The 24,983-nt window shown below is 62.9% G+C and carries 22 protein-coding genes; 14 read left to right on the forward strand and 8 right to left on the reverse strand.

What is annotated here, in order from left to right; all coding sequences use genetic code 11:
- Positions 1–18: 18 nt before the first annotated feature.
- The gene (locus P0D73_RS29140) at positions 19–234 is read left to right on the forward strand and encodes a YXWGXW repeat-containing protein (RefSeq protein ID WP_408179131.1); all 216 of its coding nucleotides are present in this window, start codon (positions 19–21) and stop codon (positions 232–234) included.
- Positions 235–253: 19 nt separating this feature from the next.
- Here the strand turns inward: P0D73_RS29140 and P0D73_RS29145 are convergent, their stop codons facing one another.
- The 3 genes from P0D73_RS29145 to P0D73_RS29155 all read right to left on the reverse strand — a co-directional run bounded on the left by P0D73_RS29145 (position 254) and on the right by P0D73_RS29155 (position 3,554).
- Positions 254–1,498 (reverse strand): MFS transporter, encoded by a 1,245-nt coding sequence (locus P0D73_RS29145; RefSeq protein WP_408433949.1) that lies wholly within the window; start codon positions 1,496–1,498, stop codon positions 254–256.
- A gap of 26 nt (positions 1,499–1,524) precedes the next feature.
- Entirely contained in the window at positions 1,525–2,070 is a 546-nt protein-coding gene (locus tag P0D73_RS29150) for a flavin reductase (RefSeq protein ID WP_408433952.1), read from the reverse strand.
- Positions 2,071–2,162: 92 nt separating this feature from the next.
- The gene (locus tag P0D73_RS29155; protein WP_408433955.1) at positions 2,163–3,554 is read right to left on the reverse strand and encodes an LLM class flavin-dependent oxidoreductase; all 1,392 of its coding nucleotides are present in this window, start codon (positions 3,552–3,554) and stop codon (positions 2,163–2,165) included.
- A 244-nt stretch (positions 3,555–3,798) separates the two neighbouring features.
- On the opposite strand from P0D73_RS29155, the gene P0D73_RS29160 reads away from it, so the two are divergent.
- Entirely contained in the window at positions 3,799–4,368 is a 570-nt protein-coding gene (locus tag P0D73_RS29160) for a helix-turn-helix domain-containing protein (RefSeq protein ID WP_132377076.1), read from the forward strand.
- 138 nt (positions 4,369–4,506) lie between these two features.
- On the opposite strand, the gene P0D73_RS29165 is transcribed toward P0D73_RS29160, so the two are convergent.
- Together P0D73_RS29165 and P0D73_RS29170 are read right to left on the reverse strand one after the other, a co-directional pair.
- Positions 4,507–4,869, reverse strand: a complete 363-nt coding sequence (locus P0D73_RS29165) for a BON domain-containing protein (protein WP_408179135.1) — start codon at positions 4,867–4,869, stop codon at positions 4,507–4,509.
- Positions 4,870–5,154: 285 nt separating this feature from the next.
- Positions 5,155–6,960 (reverse strand): acyl-CoA dehydrogenase, encoded by a 1,806-nt coding sequence (locus P0D73_RS29170; RefSeq protein ID WP_408433958.1) that lies wholly within the window; start codon positions 6,958–6,960, stop codon positions 5,155–5,157.
- 268 nt (positions 6,961–7,228) lie between these two features.
- On the opposite strand from P0D73_RS29170, the gene P0D73_RS29175 reads away from it, so the two are divergent.
- The 7 genes from P0D73_RS29175 to P0D73_RS29205 all read left to right on the forward strand — a co-directional run bounded on the left by P0D73_RS29175 (position 7,229) and on the right by P0D73_RS29205 (position 15,525).
- Positions 7,229–8,002 carry an SDR family oxidoreductase gene (locus P0D73_RS29175; RefSeq protein ID WP_408288563.1) on the forward strand — a complete coding sequence of 258 codons (774 nt, stop codon included), beginning with the start codon at positions 7,229–7,231 and terminating at the stop codon, positions 8,000–8,002.
- 86 nt (positions 8,003–8,088) lie between these two features.
- Positions 8,089–9,771, forward strand: coding sequence for a long-chain fatty acid--CoA ligase (locus P0D73_RS29180; protein ID WP_408179138.1), 1,683 nt, complete (start codon positions 8,089–8,091; stop codon positions 9,769–9,771).
- A gap of 176 nt (positions 9,772–9,947) precedes the next feature.
- Positions 9,948–10,262, forward strand: a complete 315-nt coding sequence (locus tag P0D73_RS29185; protein ID WP_408288569.1) for a hypothetical protein — start codon at positions 9,948–9,950, stop codon at positions 10,260–10,262.
- Between the two features lie 1,182 nt (positions 10,263–11,444).
- Complete coding sequence (locus P0D73_RS29190) at positions 11,445–12,623, forward strand: quaternary amine ABC transporter ATP-binding protein (protein ID WP_132377082.1); 1,179 nt, start codon at positions 11,445–11,447, stop codon at positions 12,621–12,623.
- Positions 12,616–13,518, forward strand: a complete 903-nt coding sequence (gene choW / locus P0D73_RS29195; protein WP_408179140.1) for a choline ABC transporter permease subunit — start codon at positions 12,616–12,618, stop codon at positions 13,516–13,518. Before P0D73_RS29190 ends, choW begins: the two co-directional genes overlap by 8 nt.
- A gap of 7 nt (positions 13,519–13,525) precedes the next feature.
- Positions 13,526–14,524 (forward strand): GlxA family transcriptional regulator, encoded by a 999-nt coding sequence (locus P0D73_RS29200; RefSeq protein ID WP_408315135.1) that lies wholly within the window; start codon positions 13,526–13,528, stop codon positions 14,522–14,524.
- A gap of 65 nt (positions 14,525–14,589) precedes the next feature.
- Positions 14,590–15,525: a choline ABC transporter substrate-binding protein gene (locus P0D73_RS29205; RefSeq protein ID WP_132377085.1), complete on the forward strand. Its 936-nt coding sequence runs from the start codon at positions 14,590–14,592 to the stop codon at positions 15,523–15,525.
- An 86-nt stretch (positions 15,526–15,611) separates the two neighbouring features.
- On the opposite strand, the gene P0D73_RS29210 is transcribed toward P0D73_RS29205, so the two are convergent.
- The 3 genes from P0D73_RS29210 to P0D73_RS29220 all read right to left on the reverse strand — a co-directional run bounded on the left by P0D73_RS29210 (position 15,612) and on the right by P0D73_RS29220 (position 17,946).
- A complete protein-coding gene (locus P0D73_RS29210) occupies positions 15,612–16,142 on the reverse strand; it encodes a hypothetical protein (RefSeq protein WP_408433963.1) in 531 nt (176 codons plus the stop codon).
- Complete coding sequence (locus P0D73_RS29215) at positions 16,139–16,627, reverse strand: DUF6402 family protein (RefSeq protein WP_408433966.1); 489 nt, start codon at positions 16,625–16,627, stop codon at positions 16,139–16,141. Before P0D73_RS29215 ends, P0D73_RS29210 begins: the two co-directional genes overlap by 4 nt.
- A 236-nt stretch (positions 16,628–16,863) precedes the next feature.
- The gene (locus P0D73_RS29220) at positions 16,864–17,946 is read right to left on the reverse strand and encodes a GlxA family transcriptional regulator (protein WP_408433969.1); all 1,083 of its coding nucleotides are present in this window, start codon (positions 17,944–17,946) and stop codon (positions 16,864–16,866) included.
- 302 nt (positions 17,947–18,248) lie between these two features.
- On the opposite strand from P0D73_RS29220, the gene P0D73_RS29225 reads away from it, so the two are divergent.
- Genes P0D73_RS29225 through P0D73_RS29245 form a run of 5 tightly spaced genes read left to right on the forward strand, consistent with a single transcriptional unit; the run spans position 18,249 to position 24,944 of the window.
- Complete coding sequence (locus P0D73_RS29225; RefSeq protein ID WP_408433972.1) at positions 18,249–19,643, forward strand: L-serine ammonia-lyase; 1,395 nt, start codon at positions 18,249–18,251, stop codon at positions 19,641–19,643.
- 56 nt (positions 19,644–19,699) lie between these two features.
- Positions 19,700–20,944, forward strand: coding sequence for a sarcosine oxidase subunit beta family protein (locus P0D73_RS29230; RefSeq protein WP_132377089.1), 1,245 nt, complete (start codon positions 19,700–19,702; stop codon positions 20,942–20,944).
- Positions 20,945–20,972: 28 nt separating this feature from the next.
- Entirely contained in the window at positions 20,973–21,299 is a 327-nt protein-coding gene (locus P0D73_RS29235) for a sarcosine oxidase subunit delta (protein ID WP_132377090.1), read from the forward strand.
- On the forward strand, positions 21,296–24,298 hold the full coding sequence (locus P0D73_RS29240) for a sarcosine oxidase subunit alpha family protein (RefSeq protein WP_408288590.1): 3,003 nt from the start codon (positions 21,296–21,298) through the stop codon (positions 24,296–24,298). Before P0D73_RS29235 ends, P0D73_RS29240 begins: the two co-directional genes overlap by 4 nt.
- Entirely contained in the window at positions 24,288–24,944 is a 657-nt protein-coding gene (locus P0D73_RS29245) for a sarcosine oxidase subunit gamma (RefSeq protein ID WP_408179147.1), read from the forward strand. Before P0D73_RS29240 ends, P0D73_RS29245 begins: the two co-directional genes overlap by 11 nt.
- Positions 24,945–24,983: the final 39 nt, after the last annotated feature.

Consider the following 24,983-nt stretch of genomic DNA (forward strand, 5'->3'; position numbering starts at 1 on the left):
AACAGTCAGGAGAGGAACTTGAAAACGATATCGAATGTACGCGCCGTATCGCTCGCGGGTCTTTGCGTCGCGCTGTTGTCAGCCTGCGTGGTCGAGCCCGCCAGGCCGCCGCAACCCGAGCCGCTCGTCGAAGTGGTGCCCGCCGCGCCGGCGCCGGGCTATCACTGGGTGAAAGGCCACTACCGTTGGGAAGGCAATCATTGGGCGTGGGTGCCGGGGCATTGGAGAGGATGACTAGTAGCGGCCCAGCGTCCTAACGCCGGCCACCCGCAAGCCGTCGCGCATCCGGCAAACGCCGCAAACGCGCCATCGCGACACAGCCGAGAATCGGCCCGATCGCGAGCATGGTGAAGGCGCCGCGCCAACCCGCCAGCGCGACGACGTCCGGCACCAGATGAATGCTCACCAACGTCAACAGAAAGCCCGCGCAAGTCTGCGCGGTCAACAGCGTCCCGATCGACGCCGGCTCGGCGAGCTCGGCAATACTCGCCGAGAACTGCGCGGAATCGGCAATCACGGAAATCCCCCAGCACAGCGCCACGCAGCCAACCAGCCAGACCGGCGCGCCGAGCAGCCAGCCCATCAGCGCGGCGCACGCGCCGCTCACGGCCATCGCGCCAATCGTCACCGTCGTGCGGCCGAGCCGGTCCGCCAATACGCCGCCGAGCCATGCGCCGAGCGCGCCCGCCGCAACCGCGCCGAAGGTCAGCCATTCGGCCGCCGCGCGCGGCTCTGGCATACCGGCCGCCGCAAAGCTCGCCTGCAGGAACACGGCGAGCCATGCCCACATCGCGTACAACTCCCACATGTGGCCGAGATAACCGAGGTTCGCGAGGCGCAACGCGGGGTTGCGCCAGGCGCCGGCCAGCGCGGACCATTCGATGCGCGTCGCGCGCGCCATGTTCGGGCCGACGCCGCACAGCAGAATCGCGGCGCCCGCCAGCAGCGCGCAGCACGCCGAGATGCCATAGATCGCGCGCCAGCTCGAACCGCCGAGTGCGGCCAGCAAATGCGGACTCGCCGAGCCGAAGGTCAGCGCGCCGACCAGCAGTCCGATCAACAGGCCCAGGTCGCCTTTCGCCCAGGTCGCCGCGAGCCGCATGCCGACCGGATAGACGCCCGCCATGCAGATGCCCGTCAACAGCCGCAGCAGGATCGCGAGCGGACTCGCCGGCGCGAGGAACACGAGACACGCGGTGGCCACGCCCGCCGTCAGCGCGCTGGCCATGAAGAGCCGCCGTGGATCGAAGCGGTCGGCGAGGGAGAGCAGGGCGCTCGTGACGGTGCCGGCCACGAACCCGGCTTGTACGGCGCTCGTGAGCAAGGTCGCCTGCAAGGCGGACAGACTCTCCGCCTGCTTGACGATCGCCACGACCGCCGACGATGAAAACCACACGCTCATCGCGCCCACCTGGCAGAGCAGCAGAATCACGAGCGAACGCGTCTTGCCGGCCATCGCGTGGCTCGATCGATGCGGGCTTGCCGAGGCCTCTTTCATGCGTGTCTTGTGCCGTGCATCCTGCGTTAGCCGGCCGATTCAGCGGCGAGCGCGCCGCTGGTTTCTGCGGTATGCGTCGCGTGCACGGAGCGCGCGCCGACGCGGTGATAACGGCGGCCGTAGTAGATCAGCGCGTCGCCTTCGACTTGCGTATGCGCGGCTTTCACCGCGCAGAAGAACACGGTATGCGTGCCGACTTCGGTGACCGATTCGATCTCGCAGTCCAGCGAGGCGAGCGCGCCGTGCAGGACCGGTGCGCCTGTCGCGAGGGTATCCCATTGCGCGGCGGCAAAGCGTTCCGCCATCGGCAGCGTGCTGGTGGCGAAGTGGCCGGCGAGTGTCTGCTGCTCCGCGCTCAACACGTTGACGCAGAGTTTGCCATTGGCTCGGAAAGCCGCGTTGTTGCGGCTGCTGCGATTGATGCAGACGAGCAGCGTGGGCGGCTCGTCCGTCACGCCGCAGACCGCCGACGCGGTGCAGCCGGCCAGACCCGCCGCGCCATCGCTCGTGATGATGTTGACGGCGGCGCCGAGGCCGGCCATCGCGTCGCGGAAGGTGTTCTTGTCAAGCATGTGAGCCTCTGCGAAAAAATCGCCGCGCCGTTGCATGCCGGTGCGGGTGGCGCGGGCCGCGCGAAGTGAAAACGTGCATGACGGCGTGATTGCTAAGCATTGCCTGGAACCGGGGCGGCGGCACAAGCGGGCGAGCGGAATTTCGCAGCCGTGTGGCTGGAAAGCAAACGCGCATGCCCGAAGAGTTTTTCGCGCAACGTGCCCTCACGATACGCTCGCTTGTAAGCGCCGCGTTCCTGCAGAATCGGCACGACGTGCGCGATGAAATCCTCGAAGCATTCCGGCGCGACCGTGCGCGACAGATTGAAGCCGTCCACGCCCGCTTCTTCGGTCCACGCGATCAACTCGCTCGCCACCCGTTCGGCCGAGCCGACAAGCGGCGCCTGGCGGCTGCCCAGCATCATCTGTTCGAGCAGCTTGCGTTTGGTCCACTGCGGACCGGCGGCGCGCGTCATGGCTTCGACGTTCGATACGATGGCCTGACTCTTGCCGGTTTCGATCGGCTCGTCGAGGTCGTAGCGCGCGAAATCGATACCGAGCGACGCCGCCGCATGCACGAGCGCCGCCTCGGAACTGACATAACGGCGGTACTCCGCGTACTTCTCCTGCGCCTCGTTATCCGTGCGTCCGGTGATGACGGTTTGCCCGAGCAGCACCTTGATGTCGTCCGCGTGGCGGCCACCCGCAACGGCATGCGCGCGAATATCATCGACAATCGCTTTCACGGCCGGTCTCGCCTGGCCGTTGACGAACACGCACTCGGCGTGCGCCGCGGCGAACCGTTTGCCGCGCGCCGACGAACCCGCCTGATACAACACCGGCGTACGCTGCGGCGATGGCTCGCTCAAATGCATGGCGTCCACCCGATACTGCTTGCCGTGATGATGGATCACATGGACTTTCGACGCGTCCGCATACACGCCCTGAACTTTGTCGCGCAGCACCGCGCTGTCTTCCCAACTGCATTCCCACAGTTTGTAGACCAGTTCCATGTATTCGTCGGCGAGGTCGTAGCGGTCGTCGTGCGCCATCTGGCCGGTCAGGCCGATCGCGCGCGACGCGCTATCCAGATAGCCGGTGACGATGTTCCAGCCGACCCGGCCGCGCGTCAGATGATCGAGCGTCGACATGCGCCGCGCGAACAGATACGGCTGCTCAACCGTGAGATTGGACGTGACGCCGAACGACAGATGACGTGTCACCGCGGCCATGGCCGGAATCAGCAGCGTCGGGTCGTTGACTGGCACCTGCACGGCGCCGCGCAGGGCAGCGTCGGGGTTGCCGCCGTAGACGTCGTAGACGCCGGCGACATCGGCGAAAAAGATGCCGTCGAACAGGCCCGCTTCAAGCGTGCGGGCGTAGTCGGTCCAGTACTGCAGATCCGTATAGCGCGTGGACTGATCGCGCGGATGCGTCCACATGCCTTGCTGGATGTGGCCGACGCAGTTCATGTCAAAAGCGTTGAGAACGATTTCCTTCGGCATGGTGTCTTCCGGCTGGGGTGGACGAATGCTTGCGGCTGCGTTCGAGTCGCGTGGGGTCGTGCTGGCTGGGCTTACCACGCGATCTTGCGTTTAATATAGTGGACGAAAAATCACTATGCAAGACTTTGATTTTGACTTTTAATGAGCGGCGAGGCGGGCGTGGGGCGTCAGCGTCCATGCCCACACTGCCTCGATATAATTTGCGGTGCCCACTTTCCCCACTCTCGAACTCGTCCATCTTTCCATGTCCGAATCCGCTGCCATCGATCTGACTCAGGCGATCTCCTCGCGCGTGAAGACCGAACGCGAGGCGCGCAACTGGTCGCTGAGCGAGCTGGCGGAGCGCTCGGGGGTGTCGAAGGCGATGATCAGCAAGATCGAACGAGGCGAGGCGAGTCCCACGGCGACGGTGCTCGGGCGTCTGTCAGGCGCGTTCGGCCTGACCTTATCGACTTTGCTGGCGCTGGCCGAGCAGACCGGCGAGCGGCTCGTGCGGCATGCGCAGCAGTCGGTCTGGCAGGACCCGGAGACCGGCTATACGCGCCGGCGCATCTCGCCACCCACGGGCGGCGTGCTGGAATTGCTCGAGATCGAACTGCCGCCTGGCGTGAAAGTACCGTATCCGCCGGATGCTTTCGTGTTCCAGCATCAGCAGATCTGGGTGACGCTGGGCGTGTTGACCTTCCGGGAAGGCAAGCAGGTTTACCGGCTGGAAGCGGGGGATTGTCTGCAGCTTGGCGCGCCGCTCGAATGCGAGTTCTTCAATGCGGGCGAAGACGTGTGCCGCTACGTGGTCGGCCTCGTTCGACGATAAGCGCTTCCATGTACGTTTCAATGGGCGCTTCAATAAGCGGTTCAAATACCAGGACGACAGGCAACGCCTCACGCTCGCATCGAGCGACGAGCGGCGTTGCCTGTCGTGACCGGCAAGTCACCGGGTGAAAGCAGACGCTTAACCTCCGCCGCCGCCCTGCGTGCCGATCGTGAGCTTATTGTTCACCGACTTCACGCCGGCCACACCCTTCGCCACTTCTTCCGCCTGCGGAATCTGCGCGCCGTCGGGCACCGATCCCGTGATCGTCACCGCACCGCCACGGGCCCGCACGAACACGTTCGACACGTCAAAACCCTGCGCTTTCGATAGAGCCTTGCGCACTTGCAGACCCAGCGCGCGGTCCGTCTTCTTCACCGTTTTGGCACTGGGCGCCGACGCGTCGCCGGTGGCCGTCGCGTCGCTCGACTGCGCATAGGCGCTGGCCGCCGTTGCCAAACACAATGCGATGCCGAGCGCCTTCAAAAGATTGACTGTTTTCACGTTTTCTCCATCCTCGAAAAGTTGATGTCGCTTCGTTGCATGCAAAAAACCACGCGCTTGCGAGCACTTTTCCGCCCACGAGGAGCACCCTGTCTTGTAGAAGAGTGATGCCGCGACGCTCCCGGCGCGCTTAAACAATACTCCAGCCGAAGCGCTCATGCTGGAAAAACTGGCCGGAATGCCGCATTGGCAGCCATTCCGGCAATCATTGCGACGACTTCCGTTGCGCACGTGTGACGAGGATGTTCCACATATCGGGCTGCGAGTCCGTTTATGCGGCGGAGCTTAGAACCATTGTGGCGCCATGCTGAGCGTGGTGTCGTCAAGACTGCGCAGCGTGGCGAGCATCAAGGCGACGCGCGGCAGTTCCCAGCGGAAGAACCATTGGCACGCCTGCAGCTTGCCGCGATAAAAGTCCGCGTCCGCTTCGCTATGCGATGCGGGTAGCGCGGTGCTCGCGACGATCGCCTGGCGCAACCATGTCCACGCAATCGCGATATGGCCGAAGGCTTCGAGAAACGCATTCGCATTGGCGAGCGCGCGTTCGCTGTCGTGAGCCAGCGTGGGCAGCAACGCTTCGACCGTGGCAGTCAGATCGGTCCATGCTTCGCCAAGCGCATCGGCGTGCGCATGCAATGCCGGGCGTTCGCGCGCCGCGTCGATCGTGTGCTGGATTTCGCGCGCCAGTTGTTTGAGCGCGGCGCCCTGTTTCATCGTCACCTTGCGGCCGAGCAGATCGATCGCCTGAATGCCGTGCGTGCCTTCGTGAATCATGTTCAGCCGATTGTCGCGATAGAACTGCTCGACCGGATATTCACGCGTATAGCCGTAGCCGCCGTGAATCTGGATCGCGAGGCTGTTCGCTTCGAGACACCATTGAGATGGCCACGATTTCACCACCGGCGTCAGGAGGTCGAGCAGCAGGCCGGCTTCGGCGCGCGCGGCTTCGCTCTCGCCGGTATTCTGTTCGTCGACGAGACGTGCCGCGTACAGACACAACGCGTAAGCGCCTTCCACATAGGCTTTTTGTGCGAGCAGCATGCGGCGCACGTCGGCGTGTTCGATCAGCGGCAATTGCGGATCGAGCGGATTCTTGTTGTCGGGGCGGCGTCCTTGCGGCCGTTCGCGCGCGTAATCGAGCGATGCCAGATAGCCGCGGTAGCCAAGCATGACCGCACCGAGACCGACGCCGATGCGCGCCTCGTTCATCATGTGGAACATATAGGCGAGACCGTGATGCGGTTCGCCCACCAACTCGCCGATGCATTCGCCGTGTTCGCCGAACGACAGCATGGTGGACGTGGTGCCGCGCCAGCCCATCTTGTGAATCAGTCCCGCGAGCGCGACGTCGTTGCGCGCACCGAGGCTGCCGTCTTCGTTGACGTGGAACTTCGGCACGGTAAAGAGCGAAATGCCCTTGACGCCCGGCGGCCCGCCAGGAATGCGTGCCAGCACCAGATGAACGATGTTCTCGCTCAACTCGTGATCGCCGCCGGAAATGAAAATCTTGTTGCCGCGAATCGAATAGGTGCCGTCCGCATTGGGCGTCGCGCTCGTGACGAGATCGGACAGGCTCGAGCCCGCCTGCGGTTCCGTCAACGCCATGGTGCCGAACGCGCGTCCTTCGAACAGCGCTTGCAGATACTTGCGCTTTTGCGCCGCGCTGCCGAAGCGTTCGATCACGTTCGCGTTCGCCGTGGTCAGCATGGCGTACGACGAGGTGGCAATGTTCGCACTCTTGAAGAGCGACAGGCACGCGAACGAAATCACCGACGGCAACTGCATGCCACCCCATTCGTAGTCCTTGCCCGCGGCGAGAAAGCCGGTGGCGCGCATCGCGTCGAGTGCATCCTTCACCTCGGCGGGCAAGGTGACCCGTTCACCGTCGAACTGCGGTTCGTGTTCGTCCGAGAGACGGTTGTGCGTCGCGAACTTTTCCACGGCGACCGCATGCGCGGTTTCGAGCGCGGCGTTGAAGGTCTCGCGGCTGTGATCGGCGTGTCGTGCACGGCGTGTCAGCGTCTCTGCTTCGAGCACTTCGAACAGCTGGAACTCGAGATCGCGTGAGTTGATGATCAGCGCATCTTGCATAAGAGAAAACCCGTGGAAAGTGAGCGGCTATGCGGAACCGCTGCGTAAGACACGTGTAAAAAACGGCCCTCGAACGTATCGGCACAGCGCGGTTGAAATGCGCGGTATTCGGGTAATTCCGGATGCTCCGCCACTCGATGATGCGTGCCAGTTTATAACGAAAGTGAATGATCGTGCTTTTATTTACAGGCTGAATCTCGGCACGTATGATGGGCGCAAAAGCGGCATACCGATCTGCATAGCAGAACAAATCTGGAGGAGCGACGCAATGTCTGTGAAGGACCTGTTTCAACTGGACGGCAAGGTTGCACTCATCACCGGCGGCTCGCGCGGCCTCGGTCTGCAAATGGCCGAGGCGCTCGGCGAAATGGGCTGCCGTGTCGCGATCACCGCGCGCAAGGCCGACGAACTCGCCGAGGCGAAAACGCATCTGCAACAACTCGGCATCGAAGTGCAAACGGTGGTCAACGACCTGCAGCGCTTCGAAGGTATCCCCGGCCTCGTGGATGAAGTGCTGGGCGTGCATGGCCGCATCGATATTCTCGTCAACAACGCGGGCGCGACATGGGGCGCGCCCGCCGAAGACTATCCGGACGAAGCGTGGCACAAGGTCATGAACCTGAACGTCAACGCGCCGTTCTTCCTCGCTCGCGAAGTCGGCAAGCGCAGCATGATCCCGCGGCGCGCGGGCAAGATCGTCAATATCGCTTCGGTGGCGGGCTTGAAGGGTTCGCCGCCGGGCATGAACACGATTGCGTACAACACGTCCAAGGCCGCTGCGATCAATTTCACGCGGGCGCTCGCTGCGGAATGGGGCAAGTACAACATCAACGTCAACGCGATTTGCCCCGGCTTTTTCCCTTCGAAGATGTCGGCGGGTCTGCTCGGCAAACTCGAAGACGCAATCGTCTCGCGCACGCCTTTGCAGCGTCTGGGCGGCGACGAAGATCTCAAAGGTCCGATCGTGTTTCTCGCGAGCGAGGCATCGCGTCATATCACCGGCCAGGAGTTCGCGGTGGACGGCGGCGCGATCATCGTCTGAGTGTCACGCTGTTCGGACGCGGCGATGTGAACGAAGCGCCCGGCAAAGACCGGGCGCGCACCGACAGTGAAAAGCAGGAGACGCTGATGAACGAACGCCATCACCCGCACTGGCCACCGCAAGTGCCGCTGCATCTGACGCTGCCCGAGACCAATCTTTTCTACAACGCCGAAGTCTCGGCGGCGCGCTATCCTCACAAGCCGTTCATCATCTTCTACGGCACTACGATCACGTTTGCCGGATTCAAGGACGAAGCCGAACGGATTGCGGGTTTTCTGCAGCAGGAGTGCCAGGTCAAGGCAGGCGAGCGCGTACTGCTGTATATGCAGAACAGTCCGCAATGGATCATCGCTTACTACGGCATCCTGAGGGCGAACGCGGTAGTGGTGCCGGTCAATCCGATGAACATGACCGGCGAGCTCGCGCATTACGTGGAGGACAGCGGCGCGACCACGATCATCGCGCCGCAATGCCTGTTCGCGAACGTCGAGCCGTTGATCGGCAGCGGGGCCGGCCAGGGCCTCCAGCACGCCATCGTGGCGACGTATAGCGATTATCTGAAACAGGCGTCGCCGATTCCCGTGCCTGAATTCGTCGCTGCGCCACGCAAGACGTTCGCGATTCCCGGCGTCACGCCCTGGCAGGACGTGCTCGAACGGCGCATCACGCCGGGGCCGCTCACCACCGGTCCCGACGATCTGTGCGTGATGCCTTATACGTCCGGCACCACCGGCAAGCCGAAAGGCTGCATGCATACGCACCGCAGCGTGATGAGCACGGCGCTCGGCGGCTGCGTGTGGTTCTCGTCGCCGCCGGACGGCGTTTATCTATCGGTCTTGCCGCTCTTTCACGTGACCGGCATGCAGGGCGGCATGAACAGCGCGGTCTTCTCCGGCGCGACCATCGTGCTGTTGCCGCGCTGGGATCGCGAGGCCGCTGCGCTATGCATGCAGAAATATCGCGTCACCGCATGGCAGTCGATCTCGACGATGATGGTCGATTTCCTCTCGAACCCGAAGCTCGGCGAATACGATCTGTCGAGCCTCACCGGCACGCGCGGCGGCGGCGCGGCGATGCCGGACGCGATCGCCAGAAAGCTCAAGGCGCTGACCGGGCTCGATTATGTTGAAGGCTACGGCATGACGGAGACGATTGCCGGCACGCACATCAATCCGCCGCATCGCCCGAAGCCGCAGTGCCTGGGCATTCCCGTGTTCGACGTGGACTCGCGCGTGATCGATCCGGTCTCGCTGCAAGAGCTGCCGCAAGGCGAAACCGGCGAGATCGTCACTCACGCGCCGCAGGTCATGCAGGGTTACTGGGGCAATCCGAAGGCGACGGCGGAAGCGTTCATCGAACTCGACGGCAAGCGGTTTCTGCGAACCGGCGATCTCGGCCATATCGACGAAGACGGTTATTTCTTCATGACCGACCGTCTCAAACGTATGATCAACGCGTCCGGTTATAAGGTGTGGCCGGCCGAAGTCGAGGCGCTGATGTACCGGCATCCTGCGATTCACGAGGTCTGCGTGATCGGCGTGAAGGACGAGAAGCGCGGCGAGACCGTGAAGGCGCTGGTGGTGCCCGATGCGGCGCATGCAGGCACGATTACTGCGCAGGAGATCATCGACTGGGCGCATGAGCAGATGGCCTCGTACAAGGCCCCGCGCATCGTCGAGTTCGTGGCGTCGCTGCCGAAGTCGGGCAGCGGCAAGATCTTGTGGCGGAAATTGCAGGAAGAGGATGCGGCGCGCGCGGCTGGCTCGTGAGATTCGTCTGCTTGATGCAAGACCCGCGCGCGGCGCTGAAAATACTCTTGTGATGGTTTGCCTGTAAGCTTTGAGCGCGAGTCCGTACTGAGTGTCGTGCGCGCCTCGCGGTGGTGAACAGAAGACTCGCAGACAAGCTTGAATGCTATTGCCAACTTTCGAGAGGGGAATTGAAAATGAAGAGCTTTGCCATTAAACAGATCATGCTCGGACTTGCCGTCACGGCCATGGTAGCCGGCAGCATTCCGCTCGCCGCGGCTCAAGGCGCCAGCGACGCCGCCACGACGGCTGCGCCCGCCGCGGCGAGCACTGCGAAACCCACCAAAGCCGAGCGTAAAGAGGCGCGCAAGCAAGCGCGCGCCAAGAAGAATGCCGAGTTGAAGAAGCTCGAAGACGCAGGCTACCAGCCGGGCCAGAACGACCCGAACTATCCGGACAAGCTGCAGAAAGCGCAGAAGAAGGCCGGTATTGGAACTGGCGCGAGCCAGTAAGCGCGGACTGTTGCGGCTACGCTGCGCCGACGTCGCGTTCGGCGCAGTGGGCCGTGAGTGTCGCGAGTGTCGCGAGGGATGCAGGGGGCCGGTGCGCGGCTTCAGTGCTTCGGCACAACAAATGACGGCTCGCTGCGCCAGTTGCATTACGTGCATGCCGATTAACCGCTCATCGAGTGGCGCGCGCGCCGACCCGCTTGCACGCGATTGACAGATTCACACAAGTCGCAGTCGGGACGCGAAAAGTCTTGAATCCTCTCCATTGAGTAAAGACGATTCTATGAGCAATTCGTACGCAAGCGGCCGACAGTTAAAGTGATTCAAAATAAATCCAGGCGCATTCTGTCCATTGTCGTGTTATGTGCCGTCCTTGTACCACGAGTGCAATCAACCTAAGCAATCTGGTGGAGGCTTACGGCAGTGACGCGCCTTACTATTCCCGGTCGGCGAACATGGGCAAGTGGACCGACCCATTGCCAATGCTTGGCGCCGTAGACACTGTCGTACTGTTCGCTGCCGCACTCTGGGCGTGGTGGTGGCGACGCACCGCTTCTCGGACGTAGATGTTTGCCCCCGCATACGACGACGGCGCAGGACCCGTGCGTACATCCCCGACTCGCTGACGATGAACGTGTCGTGTTTCCCGGAATGGCCTCGGTCGAACCGATGCTCCTGATTTTGAGCCATCCAACGCCCACCGTTGGACGGGTGACCACAGTTTTTTCAACCGACGTCCGCCGGCCAGCGCCTTGCTGCACTGCGACACCACACCCGGCCAGCCCCACCGACCTGCATTTTTTTTGCCGCGCACTGGCTCCACTTGCTCTGGCGCGACACGCCTCAACACGCCCCCGACCGCTGCCAAACCCTTACCCCACAAGGCTCCAGCCGCCATCGCCCGGCACGCCCAAAAAACGGGTGTCGCATTTCCACATGTGCCTGTCGCAAATAGTCGGCTAGCCATACTTTTTTCTGGCAACTATGTATGCACAGCGCGGACGGACGTCCGCCACTGCAGCAACTATCTTGCATGGGACCGGAGTAAGCATTAAAGCGCCAACTCAGGTCGACGCGGTGCATGGGACCGGAGTAAGCGCTAAAGCACCAACTCCGGTCGAAGCGGTGCATGGGACCGGAGTAAGCGCTAAAGCGCTAACTCCGGTCGACAAAGGAGAGCATTCAATGAATTCCCCCAAGGTCGTGGTCGAAGGGCTGTGCAAGGTGTTCGGCACCAACCCGAAGCAGGCGATCGGCATGCTGGCAGGCGGCGCGACGAAAGAGGAAGTGTTCGCGCGCACCGGTCAGATTGTCGGCGTCCACAACGTATCGTTCGAAGTCAAGGAAGGCGAGATCTTCGTTCTGATGGGCCTGTCCGGCTCCGGCAAATCGACGCTGATCCGCCTGATCAACCGGCTGGTCGAACCGACGGCCGGCAAGGTGCTGATCGACGGCCGCGACGTGGCCAGCGTGCCGCGCTCCGAGCTGACGGCGCTGCGCCGCAAGGACATGAGCATGGTGTTCCAGTCGTTCGCGCTGATGCCGCAGCGCACCGTGCTGTCCAACGCGGCGTTCGGCCTCGAAGTGGCGGGCGTTGGCCGCAAGGAGCGCGAGAAGCGCGCGATGACCGTGCTCGAACAGGTCGGCCTCGCGCCGTTTGCGGAAAAACTGCCCGCGCAGCTGTCCGGCGGCATGCAGCAGCGCGTGGGTCTTGCGCGGGCGCTTGCGGTGAACCCGTCGCTGATGATCATGGACGAGGCGTTCTCCGCGCTCGATCCGCTCAAGCGCAAGGAAATGCAGAACGTGCTGCTCGATCTGCAACGCGAACAGCAGCGCACCATCCTGTTCGTGTCGCACGATCTGGAAGAGGCGATGCGCATCGGCACGCGCATCGCGATCATGGAAGGCGGCCGGGTCGTGCAGGTCGGCACGCCGCAGCAGATCATCACCAATCCCGCCGACGATTACGTGCGCGCGTTCTTCGAAGGCATCGACACCAGCCGTTATCTGACCGCCGGCGATCTGATGCAGACCGACGCCGTGCCGCTCATGCAGCACTCGCCGCAGATCGATGCATCGAGCGTGGCCGCCACGCTCAACGGCAGCGCCGACTACGCATTCGTGCTCGACGGCGAACGCAAGATTCGCGGCTTCGTGTGCCGCGACGCGATGGGCAGCGCCTCGCCGCAGCTCAACCAGATCGAATGCATCCGCCGCACCACGCCGCTCGACGACGTCGTCGAACTCGTGGTGGCGAGCCGCGCGCCGCTGCCGGTGGTCGAAGCCGACGGTTCCTACTGTGGTTCGGTCAACAAGACGAACGTGCTGAACGTTCTCACACGCCATCGGAGTTCCCATGTCTGAAGTCATTCCACTTGGCGCCTGGGTCGATCACGGCGTTCATTACCTGCTCGACCACGACGCAAAAACTTTCGATTCGATCGGCAAGGTGATCGAGAGCTTTGCCGCGGTGATCGAACACGGCTTGCAAGCAGTGCCGATGTGGGCACTGATGGCGTTTTTCGTCGGCATCGGCCTGTGGCGGGTGGGCTGGCGCTTCGCGCTATTTACGCTGCTGGCCATGCTGCTGATCTACGGGACCGGCTTCTGGGATCAGATGGTGATCACGCTCGGCCTGACCTTGTCGTCCACGTTGATCAGCCTGCTGCTGGGCGTGCCGCTCGGCATCTGGACCGCGAAGAGCCGCACCGTCGAGATGATCGTGCGGCCCGTGCTCGACCTGATGCAGACCATGCCGGCCTTCGTTTACCTGATTCCGGCCGCGATGCTGTTCGGCCTCGGCCGTGTGCCGGGGATTCTCTCCACCGTGATTTTCGCCATGCCGCCGGCGGTGCGTCTCACGTCGCTCGGCATCAAGCATGTGAACCGCGAGATCGTCGAAGCCGGGCAGGCGTTCGGCTGCACGCCGTGGCAATTGCTCTACAAGGTGCAGTTTCCGAACGCGCTGCCGTCGATCATGACCGGCGTGAACCAGACCATCATGATGGCGCTCTCCATGGTGATCATCGCGTCGATGGTGGGGGCGGGCGGTCTCGGCAACGACGTGCTGGCCAGTATTCAACGGCTCGACATCGGGCTCGGCTTCGAAAGCGGACTTTCAGTGGTGATGCTCGCGATCATTCTGGACCGCATCACGGAAAGCTTTGGCCGTTCGCCGGGCATGGCGCGCGCGCCGCTGCTGTCGGGCTTGCGCAGCGTGATGAAAGTGCGCCGCGAGCCGGCCGCGCAACACGGCTGACCCGCCTATGAAGCGCGACGCGCTCACGCCAGTCGAGCCCGAGGCTGGTTCGCCGCTATCCGGGCTCGCGCACGTCGGCTTTCTGACGCTGCCGAACTTTTCGATGATCGCGTTCACCAGCGCGGTCGAGGTACTGCGCATGGCCAACTACGTGGGCCGCGCGCAGCACTACAGATGGTCGGTGATCACGCCGGACGGCGAGCCGGCGCGAGCAAGCAACGGCATCACGGTGAAACCCACCACGACGCTGGCCGAAGCCGGCATGCCCGATGTGCTGATCGTCTGTGCCGGCTGGCATGTGCGCGATTACGTGGACGACACGGTGATCGCGCTGCTGCGCGACGTCGCCGACAAAGGTATTCCGCTCGGCGGCATTTGCACGGGACCGTATGCGCTGCTGGCCGCGGGTCTGCTCGACGGTTATCGCTGCACTGTGCATTGGGAAGACATGTCGCCGTTGCACAAGAGCTACCCGCACGTGCGTTTCGCCGACGAACTGTTCGTGATCGACCGCGACCGCATGACCTGCACGGGCGGCACCGCGCCGCTCGACCTGATGCTGAAGCTGGTCGGCATGCGGCTCGGCCACGCGGTGGCGGCGCAGGTGTCCGAGCAGTTCATCGTCGAGCGGATTCGCGGCTCGACCGATTATCAGCACATTCCCGTCGACGCGCGGGTCGGTTTCTCGCGCGCGGAACTGGTCGAGGTCGTGCGGCTGATGGAAGCGAATATCGAGGAGCCGTTATCGCTCGACGAACTCGCGCGGCTCGTGCATTTGTCGCAGCGGCATTTGCAGCGCATGTTCAAGATGTTCCTGAGCGTGTCGCCCACGCACTATTACCTGACGCTGCGGTTGCGGCGCGCGCGTGAGTTGCTGCGCAATACGGATGCGTCGATTGCGCGCGTGACGGCGGTGTGCGGTTTTCATTCGGCGTGTCATTTCAGCAAGGCCTATCGCGCGCAGTTCGGTCACGCGCCGAGCGTCGAGCGGCGCTTATCCGCGTGAAGCGCGGCGCAAAATAATCCGCTTCATCAGAACCAGTCAAACATCAATCACCCTGAGGGAACGCCATGAAACGTTTGTGGGCTGCGTCGTTATGCGCGCTGTCTGTGTCGTCTGTGTTTGCCGCGGAACCCGCCACCTGCCGCGACGTCCGGTTCGCCGATGTCGGCTGGACCGATATCGCTGCGACCACGGGGCTTGCATCGACCGTGCTCGAAGGGCTCGGCTACAAGCCGACCAAGACGATCGCCTCGGTGCCGATCACCTTCGCCGGTGTGAAGAGCAAGCAGATCGACGTGTTCCTCGGCTACTGGTCGCCGACCATGGACCCGATGATCGACCCGTTCAGGAAGTCCGGCCAACTCAGCGTGTTGCCCACGCCGAATCTGACCGGCGCGAAATACACGCTTGCGGTGCCCGATTACGCGTACCAGTCCGGCATTAAAACGTTCGCGGACATCGCGAAGAACTACGACAAGCTCGACGGCAAGATCTACGGGATCGAGCCGGGTAACGACGGCAATGCGTTGATCAAGAAGATGATCGACAGCAATCAATACGGGCTCGGCAAGTTCAAGCTGGTGGAGTCGAGCGAGGCAGGCATGCTGGTCGAGGTGAACCGCTCGATCCGCGACAAGAAGCCGATCGTTTTTCTCGGTTGGGAACCGCATCCGATGAACGTGCAGATGAAGATCGATTATCTGTCCGGCGGCGATGCTGTGTTCGGCCCGAATTACGGCGAAGCGAAAGTGCTGACGGTCACGCCGAGCGACTATTCGGCGCGCTGCCCGAACGTGGCGAAGCTGGTGTCGAACCTGCAGTTCACGACCGATATCGAGAATCACGTGATGCTGCCCATCATGAACAAGACCGATCCGAACAAGGCCGCGCGCGAATGGCTGAAGGCGAATCCGGCGGTGCTCGACAAGTGGCTGGCGGGGGTGAAGACGTATGACGGGAAGGATGGGTTGCCGGCTGTGAAGGCGTATGTAGCGGGGAAGTGAGTGGTGAGAAGGGCAGCGTTAGGGCTGGGGCCGTGCGGGGCTGGCTAAGCGGTCTGACTTGACCGTTTAGCCATCAACATCTTCCGTTATAAGCGCGGACGTGCTGCCAGCAAACGGTCCCACATCGAGGGCGGGAGCGAGATATACGCGGAGTCGTCGCCGCCGTCCCCTATCGAAAATCCAGCGGAAGGACCGATATAACGGAGAGGTCCATCAGGTTCCAAGGAATAGGTCACGCCGGAAGACCAGGACAGGTCAGGGACTGGCGTGCTAAAGGTATGCTGCGCAAGCAGCTTCCCGTTCTTTGCATCTAAAACCCTGCCAACGTATTCGGAGTTTCCGCCTGGAACCCAATCTAATAGACAACGTTCACCCACGTACAAGCCGTCTGGAGATGTCGATTTCTGACATTCGGTGCCGTGCGGCGTATGATTAAAAAGGCCGAAATAAAGCACGCCGATGACGACAACTATCGCCGTCGGCCCGGCAAACCTCGCGATCCATGCGCGCGACTTGTCTTTTGAAGTGATCCACTCGACTAGCACAGCAATGATGACAACAACCGCAACTAGTGCGCCGATCAGCGCACCAGTCGCAGCACCGTAGTCAAGCCTCATAGGTACACCTTGACTGGAGGTGCGACCGGAACAAAACGACGATCAGAGAAAACAACAAAGTCGCCGCCCTGCTGATGCTTGATCGCCCACTGTCGAAAGTCGCTGTTGTGCACCGGGTAGTAGACGTTGCCCTTGATAACTGGGTTGCCTATTGTGACGGATGCGTCGATATAAGGAAGGGTGACCGGGGATTCGATGTAGGGGATAGAAGAGATTGCTGCGGCAGCGTCGAGTGGCATGACGATAACGCCATCGCGGCTCCAATGACCCAGATACTGTGATCGATCATCTTGCTCGTTGTCGGTGAATGTGTAGTTGTCTTTCACATACACCCAGATACCGGTCACCTCGGCTGTTGTTTTCCGCGAATTAACGTCTCTGGAGAGGCGGCCATGTCCAATGGCAGCGTAGAAGTTGAACGAACCGAGCGCGCCGGTGAGATCGTCGGGGGCACCGCCGCGTGACTCAGTGGTAACGCCAATCAAACCGGTGACGCTCGCGCCGGTGTCATACCGCCACTTACACCTTCAGCGAGTCCCGCCCATTGAATACCAGTGCCGTGAATTAGCGCAGTGTGGTTTATGAATGGTGCAGCATACGCCTTACGTTCACGCCGATGTGTCAAGATTTATTGTGATGGCGCAGAGTGCCGAAACGCTCAATAAAATTCGCATTCGAGTGGTATTAATTTGCGAGCATTTCACACGTGCCACAGACACCCTCAAATCGCCCGCGCCCGTCCCGGAAACGTCTCGTCATAATCCCCACTATCTTCCGCTTCCGCCGCTGTGCCGCGCTGCTCGCGATACATCATCGGCGGCAATCCGAATTGCTTGCGGAATTCGCGGCCCAGATGCGAGGCATCGGAAAACCCGCAACTCGACGCAATGTCGGCCACGGTCTTATCCGAACTCGTGAGCAACCACGCGGCGGTTCGCAAACGCACCTGCTTCGCGTAGGCCTGCGGCGCCTTACCCGTTTGCGCCTTGAAGAGCCGCTCCAACTGACGCGGCGAAAGATCGAGCTTCCCCGCAAGTTCATCGAGCGACAGCGAACGGCCCACGTGCTGCTCCATCAACAGAATCGCGCGTTTCACCTTCGGATGCGCAGCGGGCGCGAGGCCCGGTGGATGCGGCTGCGGCGCGTTGCCTTTCTGCATGTCGTCGACGAGCAGAATGCGCAGCGCCTTCTGCACCGTGGCGGTTTCGAAATGACGCAGCAGGATCGCGGCGGCCACGTCGATCGACGCGCGTCCGCCGGAACACGTAATGCGCCGGCGGTCGATCACGAACAGCCGGTCGGCCACCAGCGCTTCCTCGTTGACCGAGGGAAAGCGTTCGATGAAATCCCAGTAGTGAAACCAGCTCACGCAAATGCGGTGGCCTTCGAGCACGCCCGCGCGCATCAGCGAGAACACGCCCGTGCACATGCCGACGAGCGTCGCATCGGTGGCGGCGGCGCGGCGGATGAAGGCAAGCGTGGCGTCGTTCGCGGCGGGCCCGGAATGCAGCAGACCGCCCACCACCACGACGTAGTCGAACGGCTCGGCGCTGTCGAATGTCTCCCACGGCGTGATCTGGATGCCGCAACTGGCGCGTACCGGAGCAAGGGTTTCCCCTATCACGCTCCACGAACAGCGCACGGGCTTGCTGAAATCGCCTTCGTCCGCGGACAGGCGCAGCAGGTCGACGAAACCCGAAAACGCCGTCAGCGTGAAATTCGGCAACAGGATGATGCCGAAGCGGATGCGCTGCTTCGAGGTGCCGTCAATCGATTGAGGGGGAAGCGGTTCAGCGGAATTCATGCATGCAGCCAGCAAGGGTAAGGGTTGGATCAAGCATAGCACCGGGGACGGCGGCCACCGCGTCCGGGCGTGCCGGCGGCATGACCGGTTGCGCGCCCGGCATCGTCAGCATCGCCAGCCGCAAGCCGGACGCATGTCGCAAATGCGTCAGAAGTCTTCGTAAATACGCCGCGGACCTTTGCCGGCGGGCCCGTTGACGCCACTATCCCACTGTCATGCCGTTTTTATTCTATCGATTCAATTTGACGTGCGGTGCAATAGAGGCAAATCCACCCAAGGCATCGCAACGCACAAGGCACGCCATGAACGTCAGCGTCTTCGATCTGTTCAAGATCGGTATCGGTCCTTCAAGCTCGCACACCGTGGGGCCGATGATCGCTGCATGCCGCTTCGCTTCGCATATCGAAGACGCGAATCTGCTCGGCTTCGTGCGCGGCGTGAAGGCCGACCTGTTCGGCTCGCTCGGCGCGACCGGCAAGGGGCACGGCACGGACAAGGCGGTGTTGCTGGGACTCGAAGGCAATCTGCCCGATTCTATCGACCCGGACGTGATCGAGCCGCGCCTGCAGACAATCCGCGCGACCAAACAACTGGTGCTGCTCGGCAAGCATCCCGTGAAATTCGACGAGCGCGAGCATCTCGGCTTTTTCCGCAAGCTGATGCCGGGCGCGCCGGGTTCGGGCATCGTGCATCCGAACGGCATGCGCTTTCAGGCTTTCGACGAAAACGGCCAACTGCTGGTGGAGAAGGAGTATTACTCGATCGGCGGCGGCTTCGTGGTGAATCGCGAAGGCGATCGCGTGAACGGCGTGCGCGCCGGCGCGGACGTGCCGTATCCGTTTCGTACCGGCGACGATCTGATGCGCGTTTGCCGCGAGACCGGTTTGTCGATTGCGCAGATCACGTTGCGCAACGAATGCGCGGCGCGTCCCGAACACGAAGTGCGCGAAGGCTTGCTGGCGATCTGGCGCACCATGTCCGCGTGCGTCGAACGCGGCTGCAAGGTGCGCGGCGAGTTGCCCGGTCCGATGCATGTGAAGCGCCGCGCCGCCGATTTATGCGGGCAATTGCGTTCGCGCTCGGAAGAGTCGCTGCGCGATCCGCTCTCCATGCTCGACTGGGTCAACCTGTACGCAATGGCCGTCAACGAAGAAAACGCGGCGGGCGGGCGCGTCGTTACGGCGCCGACCAACGGCGCGGCCGGCGTGATTCCCGCCGTGCTGCACTACTACGTGAAGTTCATGCATGCGTCGAACGACGACGGCATCGTCAACTTCCTGCTGACGGCCGCGGCGATCGGCATCATCTATAAGGAAACGGCGTCGATTTCCGGCGCCGAAGTGGGTTGCCAGGGCGAAGTCGGCGTGGCGTGCTCGATGGCCGCCGCGGCGCTCGCCGCCGTCATGGGCGGCACGCCGACGCAAGTCGAAAACGCCGCTGAAATCGGCATGGAACACAACCTCGGCATGACCTGCGACCCGGTCGGCGGGCTCGTGCAGATTCCGTGCATCGAACGTAACGCGATGGGCGCGATCAAGGCGTTGAACGCCGCGCGCATGGCAATGAAAGGCGATGGCCAGCATTACGTGTCGCTCGACAACGTGATCAAGACGATGCGCGAAACCGGCGCGGACATGAAGACGAAATACAAGGAGACGTCGCGCGGCGGGTTGGCCGTGAACGTCATCGAGTGTTGATTCCGCTTTTAGCCAATACGAAACACCAGTAAAGACAGCACCAACAAGGACCCACGATGAGCCGCTATTCGATATTCAGCCTGTTGCGCAACGGGATGTCGTATCACGAGAACTGGGAGCGACAGTGGAAGAGCCCCGAGCCCAAGCGTGAGTACGACGTCGTGATCGTCGGCGGCGGCGGGCATGGTCTCGCCACGGCGTATTACCTCGCCAAGGAACACGGCGTGCGCAATGTCGCCGTGCTGGAGAAGGGCTGGATCGGCGGCGGTAATACGGCGCGCAATACGACCATCGTGCGCTCGAACTATCTGTGGGACGAGTCGGCCGCGCTCTACGAAAAAGCGATGAAGCTGTGGGAAGGGCTCTCGCAGGATCTGAACTACAACGTGATGTTCAGCCAGCGCGGTGTGATGAACCTCGCGCACACGTTGCAGGACGTGCGCGACACCGAGCGCCGCGTGAATGCGAACCGGCTGAACGGCGTGGACGCCGAATTTCTCACGCCCGCGCAGATCAAGGAAATCGAGCCGACCATCAATCTGAACAGCCGCTATCCGGTGCTCGGCGCGTCGATCCAGCGGCGCGGCGGCGTGGCGCGTCACGATGCGGTGGCATGGGGTTTCGCGCGCGGCGCGGATCAGGCCGGTGTCGATATCGTGCAGAACTGCCAGGTGACGGGCATTCGCCGCAATGGCAGCCAGGTGATCGGCGTGGACACCACGAAGGGTTTCATCAAGGCGAAGAAAGTCGCGATCGTGGCGGCGGGCAATACCTCGTCACTCGCCGACATGGCCGGCGTGCGGTTGCCGCTGGAGAGCCATCCGTTGCAGGCGCTGGTGTCGGAACCGATCAAGCCGGTGGTCAACACCGTGGTGATGTCGAACGCGGTGCACGCGTATATCAGCCAGTCCGACAAGGGCGATCTGGTGATCGGCGCGGGCGTCGACCAGTACACGGGTTTTGGTCAGCGCGGCAGTTTTCAGATTATCGAAGGCACGCTTGAAGCGATCGTCGAAATGTTCCCAGTGTTCTCGCGGGTGCGGATGAACCGCCAGTGGGGCGGCATCGTGGATGTGTCGCCCGACGCGTGCCCGATCATCAGCAAGACCGATGTGAAGGGGCTGTACTTCAATTGCGGCTGGGGCACGGGTGGCTTCAAGGCGACGCCGGGTTCCGGGTGGGCTTATGCGCACACCATTGCGAAGGATGAGCCGCATCCGCTGAACGCGCCGTTCTCGCTGGAGCGTTTCTATACCGGCCACCTGATCGACGAACACGGCGCCGCCGCTGTTGCCCACTAACGCTACGCACTGCGACTAGGAGAACGAGATGCTATTGATCGAATGCCCGTGGTGCGGGCCACGCGCCGAAACCGAATTTTCCTGCGGCGGCGAAGCGGACATTGCCCGTCCGCTCGACACCGAGAAACTTACCGACAAGGAATGGGGCGACTACCTGTTCATGCGCAAGAACTCGCGCGGCGTGCATCGCGAGCAATGGATGCATACGCAAGGCTGCCGCCGCTGGTTCAAGGCGCAGCGCGACACGGTGAGCTACGAGATCCAGGGCTACGAGACGTTCGAGCGTCCTTTGCTCGCCATGGACAGCACTGACGCTAAAGCACAGAACAAGGCACAAGAGGGCAAGGCATCATGAGCCAGAAAGACCGACTCCCCAACGGCGGGCGCATCAATCGCGCAATGCCGCTGACGTTCACCTTCAACGGCCGCCAGTACCAGGGCTATCAGGGCGACACGCTGGCTTCGGCGCTGCTCGCGAACGGCGAGCATTTCGTCGCGCGCAGCTGGAAATACCACCGGCCGCGCGGCATCGTCACCGCGGGGGTGGAAGAGCCGAATGCCGTCGTGCAACTCGAAACCGGCGCGTACACGGTGCCGAATGCGCGAGCCACCGAAGTCGAGCTGTATCAGGGCCTGGTGGCCACAAGCGTGAACGCGAAGCCGAGCATCGAGAAAGACCGCATGGCGGTCAATCAGAAGTTCGCGCGCTTCATTCCGGCGGGCTTCTACTACAAGACCTTCATGTGGCCGCGCAAATTCTGGCCGAAGTATGAAGAAGTGATCCGCGACGCCGCCGGTCTCGGCAAGGCGCCGGAACACACGGACGCGGACCGCTACGACAAGTGCTTTGCGCATTGCGACGTGCTGGTGGTGGGCGGCGGCCCGACCGGCCTCGCGGCCGCGCATGCCGCCGCGTTGTCCGGCGCGCGCGTGACACTGATTGACGATCAGCCGGAACTCGGTGGCTCGCTGCTGTCGTGCCGCGCGGAGATCGACGGCAAGCCCGCGCTGCAATGGGTGCAGAAGATCGAAGACGAACTGCGGCAAATGCCCGACGTGAAGATCCTGTGCCGCAGCACCGCGTTCGGCTATCAGGACCACAACCTCGTGACGGTGACGCAGCGGCTCACCGAGCATCTGCCGGTGTCGCAGCGCAAGGGCACGCGCGAACTGATGTGGAAGATTCGCGCGAAACGCGTGATTCTCGCGACCGGCGCGCATGAGCGGCCCATCGTGTTCGGCAACAACGATCTGCCCGGCGTGATGCTGGCGTCAGCCGTGTCGACCTATCTGCATCGCTATGCGGTGCTGCCGGGCCGCAACGCCGTGGTGTTCACCAACAACGACGATGGCTACCAGTGCGCGCTCGATCTGAAATCGGCCGGCGCCCAGGTGACGGTAGTCGATCCGCGCGCGAGCGAATCGAAGGGCACGCTGCCCGCGCTCGCACGGCGCTATGGCGTCAAGGTGATGAACGGCGTCGTGATCACGGCGGCGCACGGCAAACTGCGCGTGGCCTCGGTGGACGTCGCACCGTATTCCAACGGACAGGTCGGTGCGAAGCAGGGCGAACTGTCCTGCGATCTGCTCGCGATGTCCGGCGGCTGGAGCCCGGTGCTGCACCTGTTCGCGCAGTCGGGCGGCAAGGCCCACTGGCATGACGAGAAGGCCTGCTTCGTGCCGGGCAAGGCGATGCAGCCGGAGACGAGCGTCGGCGCGTGTGCAGGCGACTTCACGCTGGGCCAGGGCATCCGCTTTGCGGTCGATGCCGGCATCGAGGCGGCGCGCGCGGCGGGCTTTATCGTCGCGCGGCCGAATCCGGTGCAGGTGGCCGAGATCATGGAAGCGAAGATGCAGCCGCTGTGGCTGGTCGGTGGTCGCGAGTTGGCTACGCGCGGGCCGAAGCAGTTCATCGATTTCCAGAACGACGTGTCCGCCGCGGATATTTTCCTCGCGGCGCGCGAGGGCTTCGAATCGGTCGAACACGTAAAACGCTATACGGCGATGGGTTTCGGCACCGACCAGGGCAAGCTCGGCAACATCAACGGCATGGCGATTCTCGCGCAGGCGCTCGGTAAGACGATTCCCGAGACCGGCACGACGACCTTCCGGCCGAACTACACGCCCGTCACCTTCGGCACGTTTGCCGGCCGCGAGCTGGGCGAGTTTCTCGACCCGGTGCGCAAGACGGCGGTGCACGAATGGCACGTGGAAAACGGCGCGGCCTTCGAGGATGTGGGCAACTGGAAGCGTCCGTGGTACTACCCGAAAGCGGGCGAAGACATGCACGCGGCGGTGGCGCGTGAATCGCTCGCGGTGCGTACGAGCGTCGGCATTCTCGACGCCTCGACGCTCGGCAAGATCGACATCCAGGGCCCTGATTCGGCGAAGCTGCTGAACTGGGTCTACACGAATCCGTGGAGCAAGCTGGAAGTCGGCAAGTGCCGCTACGGCCTGATGCTCGACGAAAACGGCATGATCTTCGACGACGGCGTGACCGTGCGCCTCGCCGACCAGCACTACATGATGACGACCACCACCGGCGGCGCGGCACGCGTGCTGACGTGGCTCGAACGCTGGCTGCAAACCGAATGGCCGGACATGCGCGTGCGGCTCGCGTCGGTGACGGATCATTGGGCGACCTTCGCCGTGGTCGGCCCGAACAGCCGCAAGGTGCTGCAGAAGGTCTGCCAGGACATCGACTTCGCGAACGCGGCGTTTCCGTTCATGAGCTATCGCGAAGGCACCGTTGCTGGTGCGGCCTCGCGTGTGATGCGCATCAGCTTCTCGGGCGAACTCGCTTATGAAGTGAACGTGCCGGCCAACGTCGGACGCGCGGTGTGGGAAGCGCTGATGGCCGCGGGCGCGGAGTTCGACATCACGCCGTACGGCACCGAAACGATGCACGTGCTGCGCGCGGAGAAGGGCTACATCATCGTCGGCCAGGATACGGACGGTTCGATGACGCCGTACGATCTCGGCATGGGCGGCCTCGTCGCGAAGTCGAAGGACTTTCTCGGCAAGCGTTCGCTGACCCGCTCGGATACGGCGAAGGCAGGGCGCAAGCAACTGGTCGGCCTGCTCTCGGACGACCCGTCGTTCGTGATACCCGAGGGTTCGCAGATCGTTGCGGGTCCGTTCCAGGGCGAGACGGCGGCGATGCTCGGCCACGTCACGTCGAGCTATTACAGCCCGATCCTGAAGCGTTCGATCGCGATGGCGGTCGTGAAGGGCGGCCTCGACAAGATCGGCGAAACGGTCACGATTCCGCTTTCGAGCGGCAAACAGATTGCAGCGAAGGTCACCAGTTCGGTGTTCTACGACAGCGAAGGAGCACGTCAACATGTGGAATGAAACCAGAGGGACGGCGTCGGTCGTGGATCGTGCTGTCGGCAAGCAGACCGGCGTATGGCAGGAGTCGCCGCTGGTGGGCGCGGACGCGCTGCTGAAGAAGCATCAGGCGACGGCATCCGCCGCGTTCAGGTTGAGCGAGCGGCCGTTCCTGGAACTCGTGAACGTGCGCGGCGATACGCGTGACGCCGCGTTCGTGCGCGCGGTGGAGAGTGTGATCGGCTGCCGTCCGCCTGAAAAGGCGAACACGGTGGCGCGCGGCAACGGCTACGACGTGATGTGGCTCGGCCCGGACGAGTGGCTGGTGCGCTCGGCCGCCGCGCACGACGCGACGCGTACCGCTCCGCTGCAGGCGAAACTCGGCGCTGTGTTCGCGGGCCTGTTCGCGTCGGCGGTGGATATCGGCAGCGGTTATACGGTGCTAGAAATCAGCGGCACGCGCACGCGTGAAGTGCTGTCGCGCGGTTGTCCGCTCGATTTGCATCCCAAGCTGTTTGGCGAAGGGCAATGCGCGCAGAGCCACTATTTCAAGGCATCGATGACGTTGCTGCCCACCGGTGCGAGCAGTTTCGACATTGTCGTGCGCCGCAGCTTTGCGGACTACTTCGTCAAGATCATGCTCGACGCGGCCGAGCCGCTGATGTCGTAAGGCGCGGCGAGCGGCAGTCCCTACACCGCTCGCGCCTTT

It is taken from the genome of Paraburkholderia sp. RL18-101-BIB-B, from assembly GCF_046026985.1.
Lineage (GTDB): Bacteria > Pseudomonadota > Gammaproteobacteria > Burkholderiales > Burkholderiaceae > Paraburkholderia.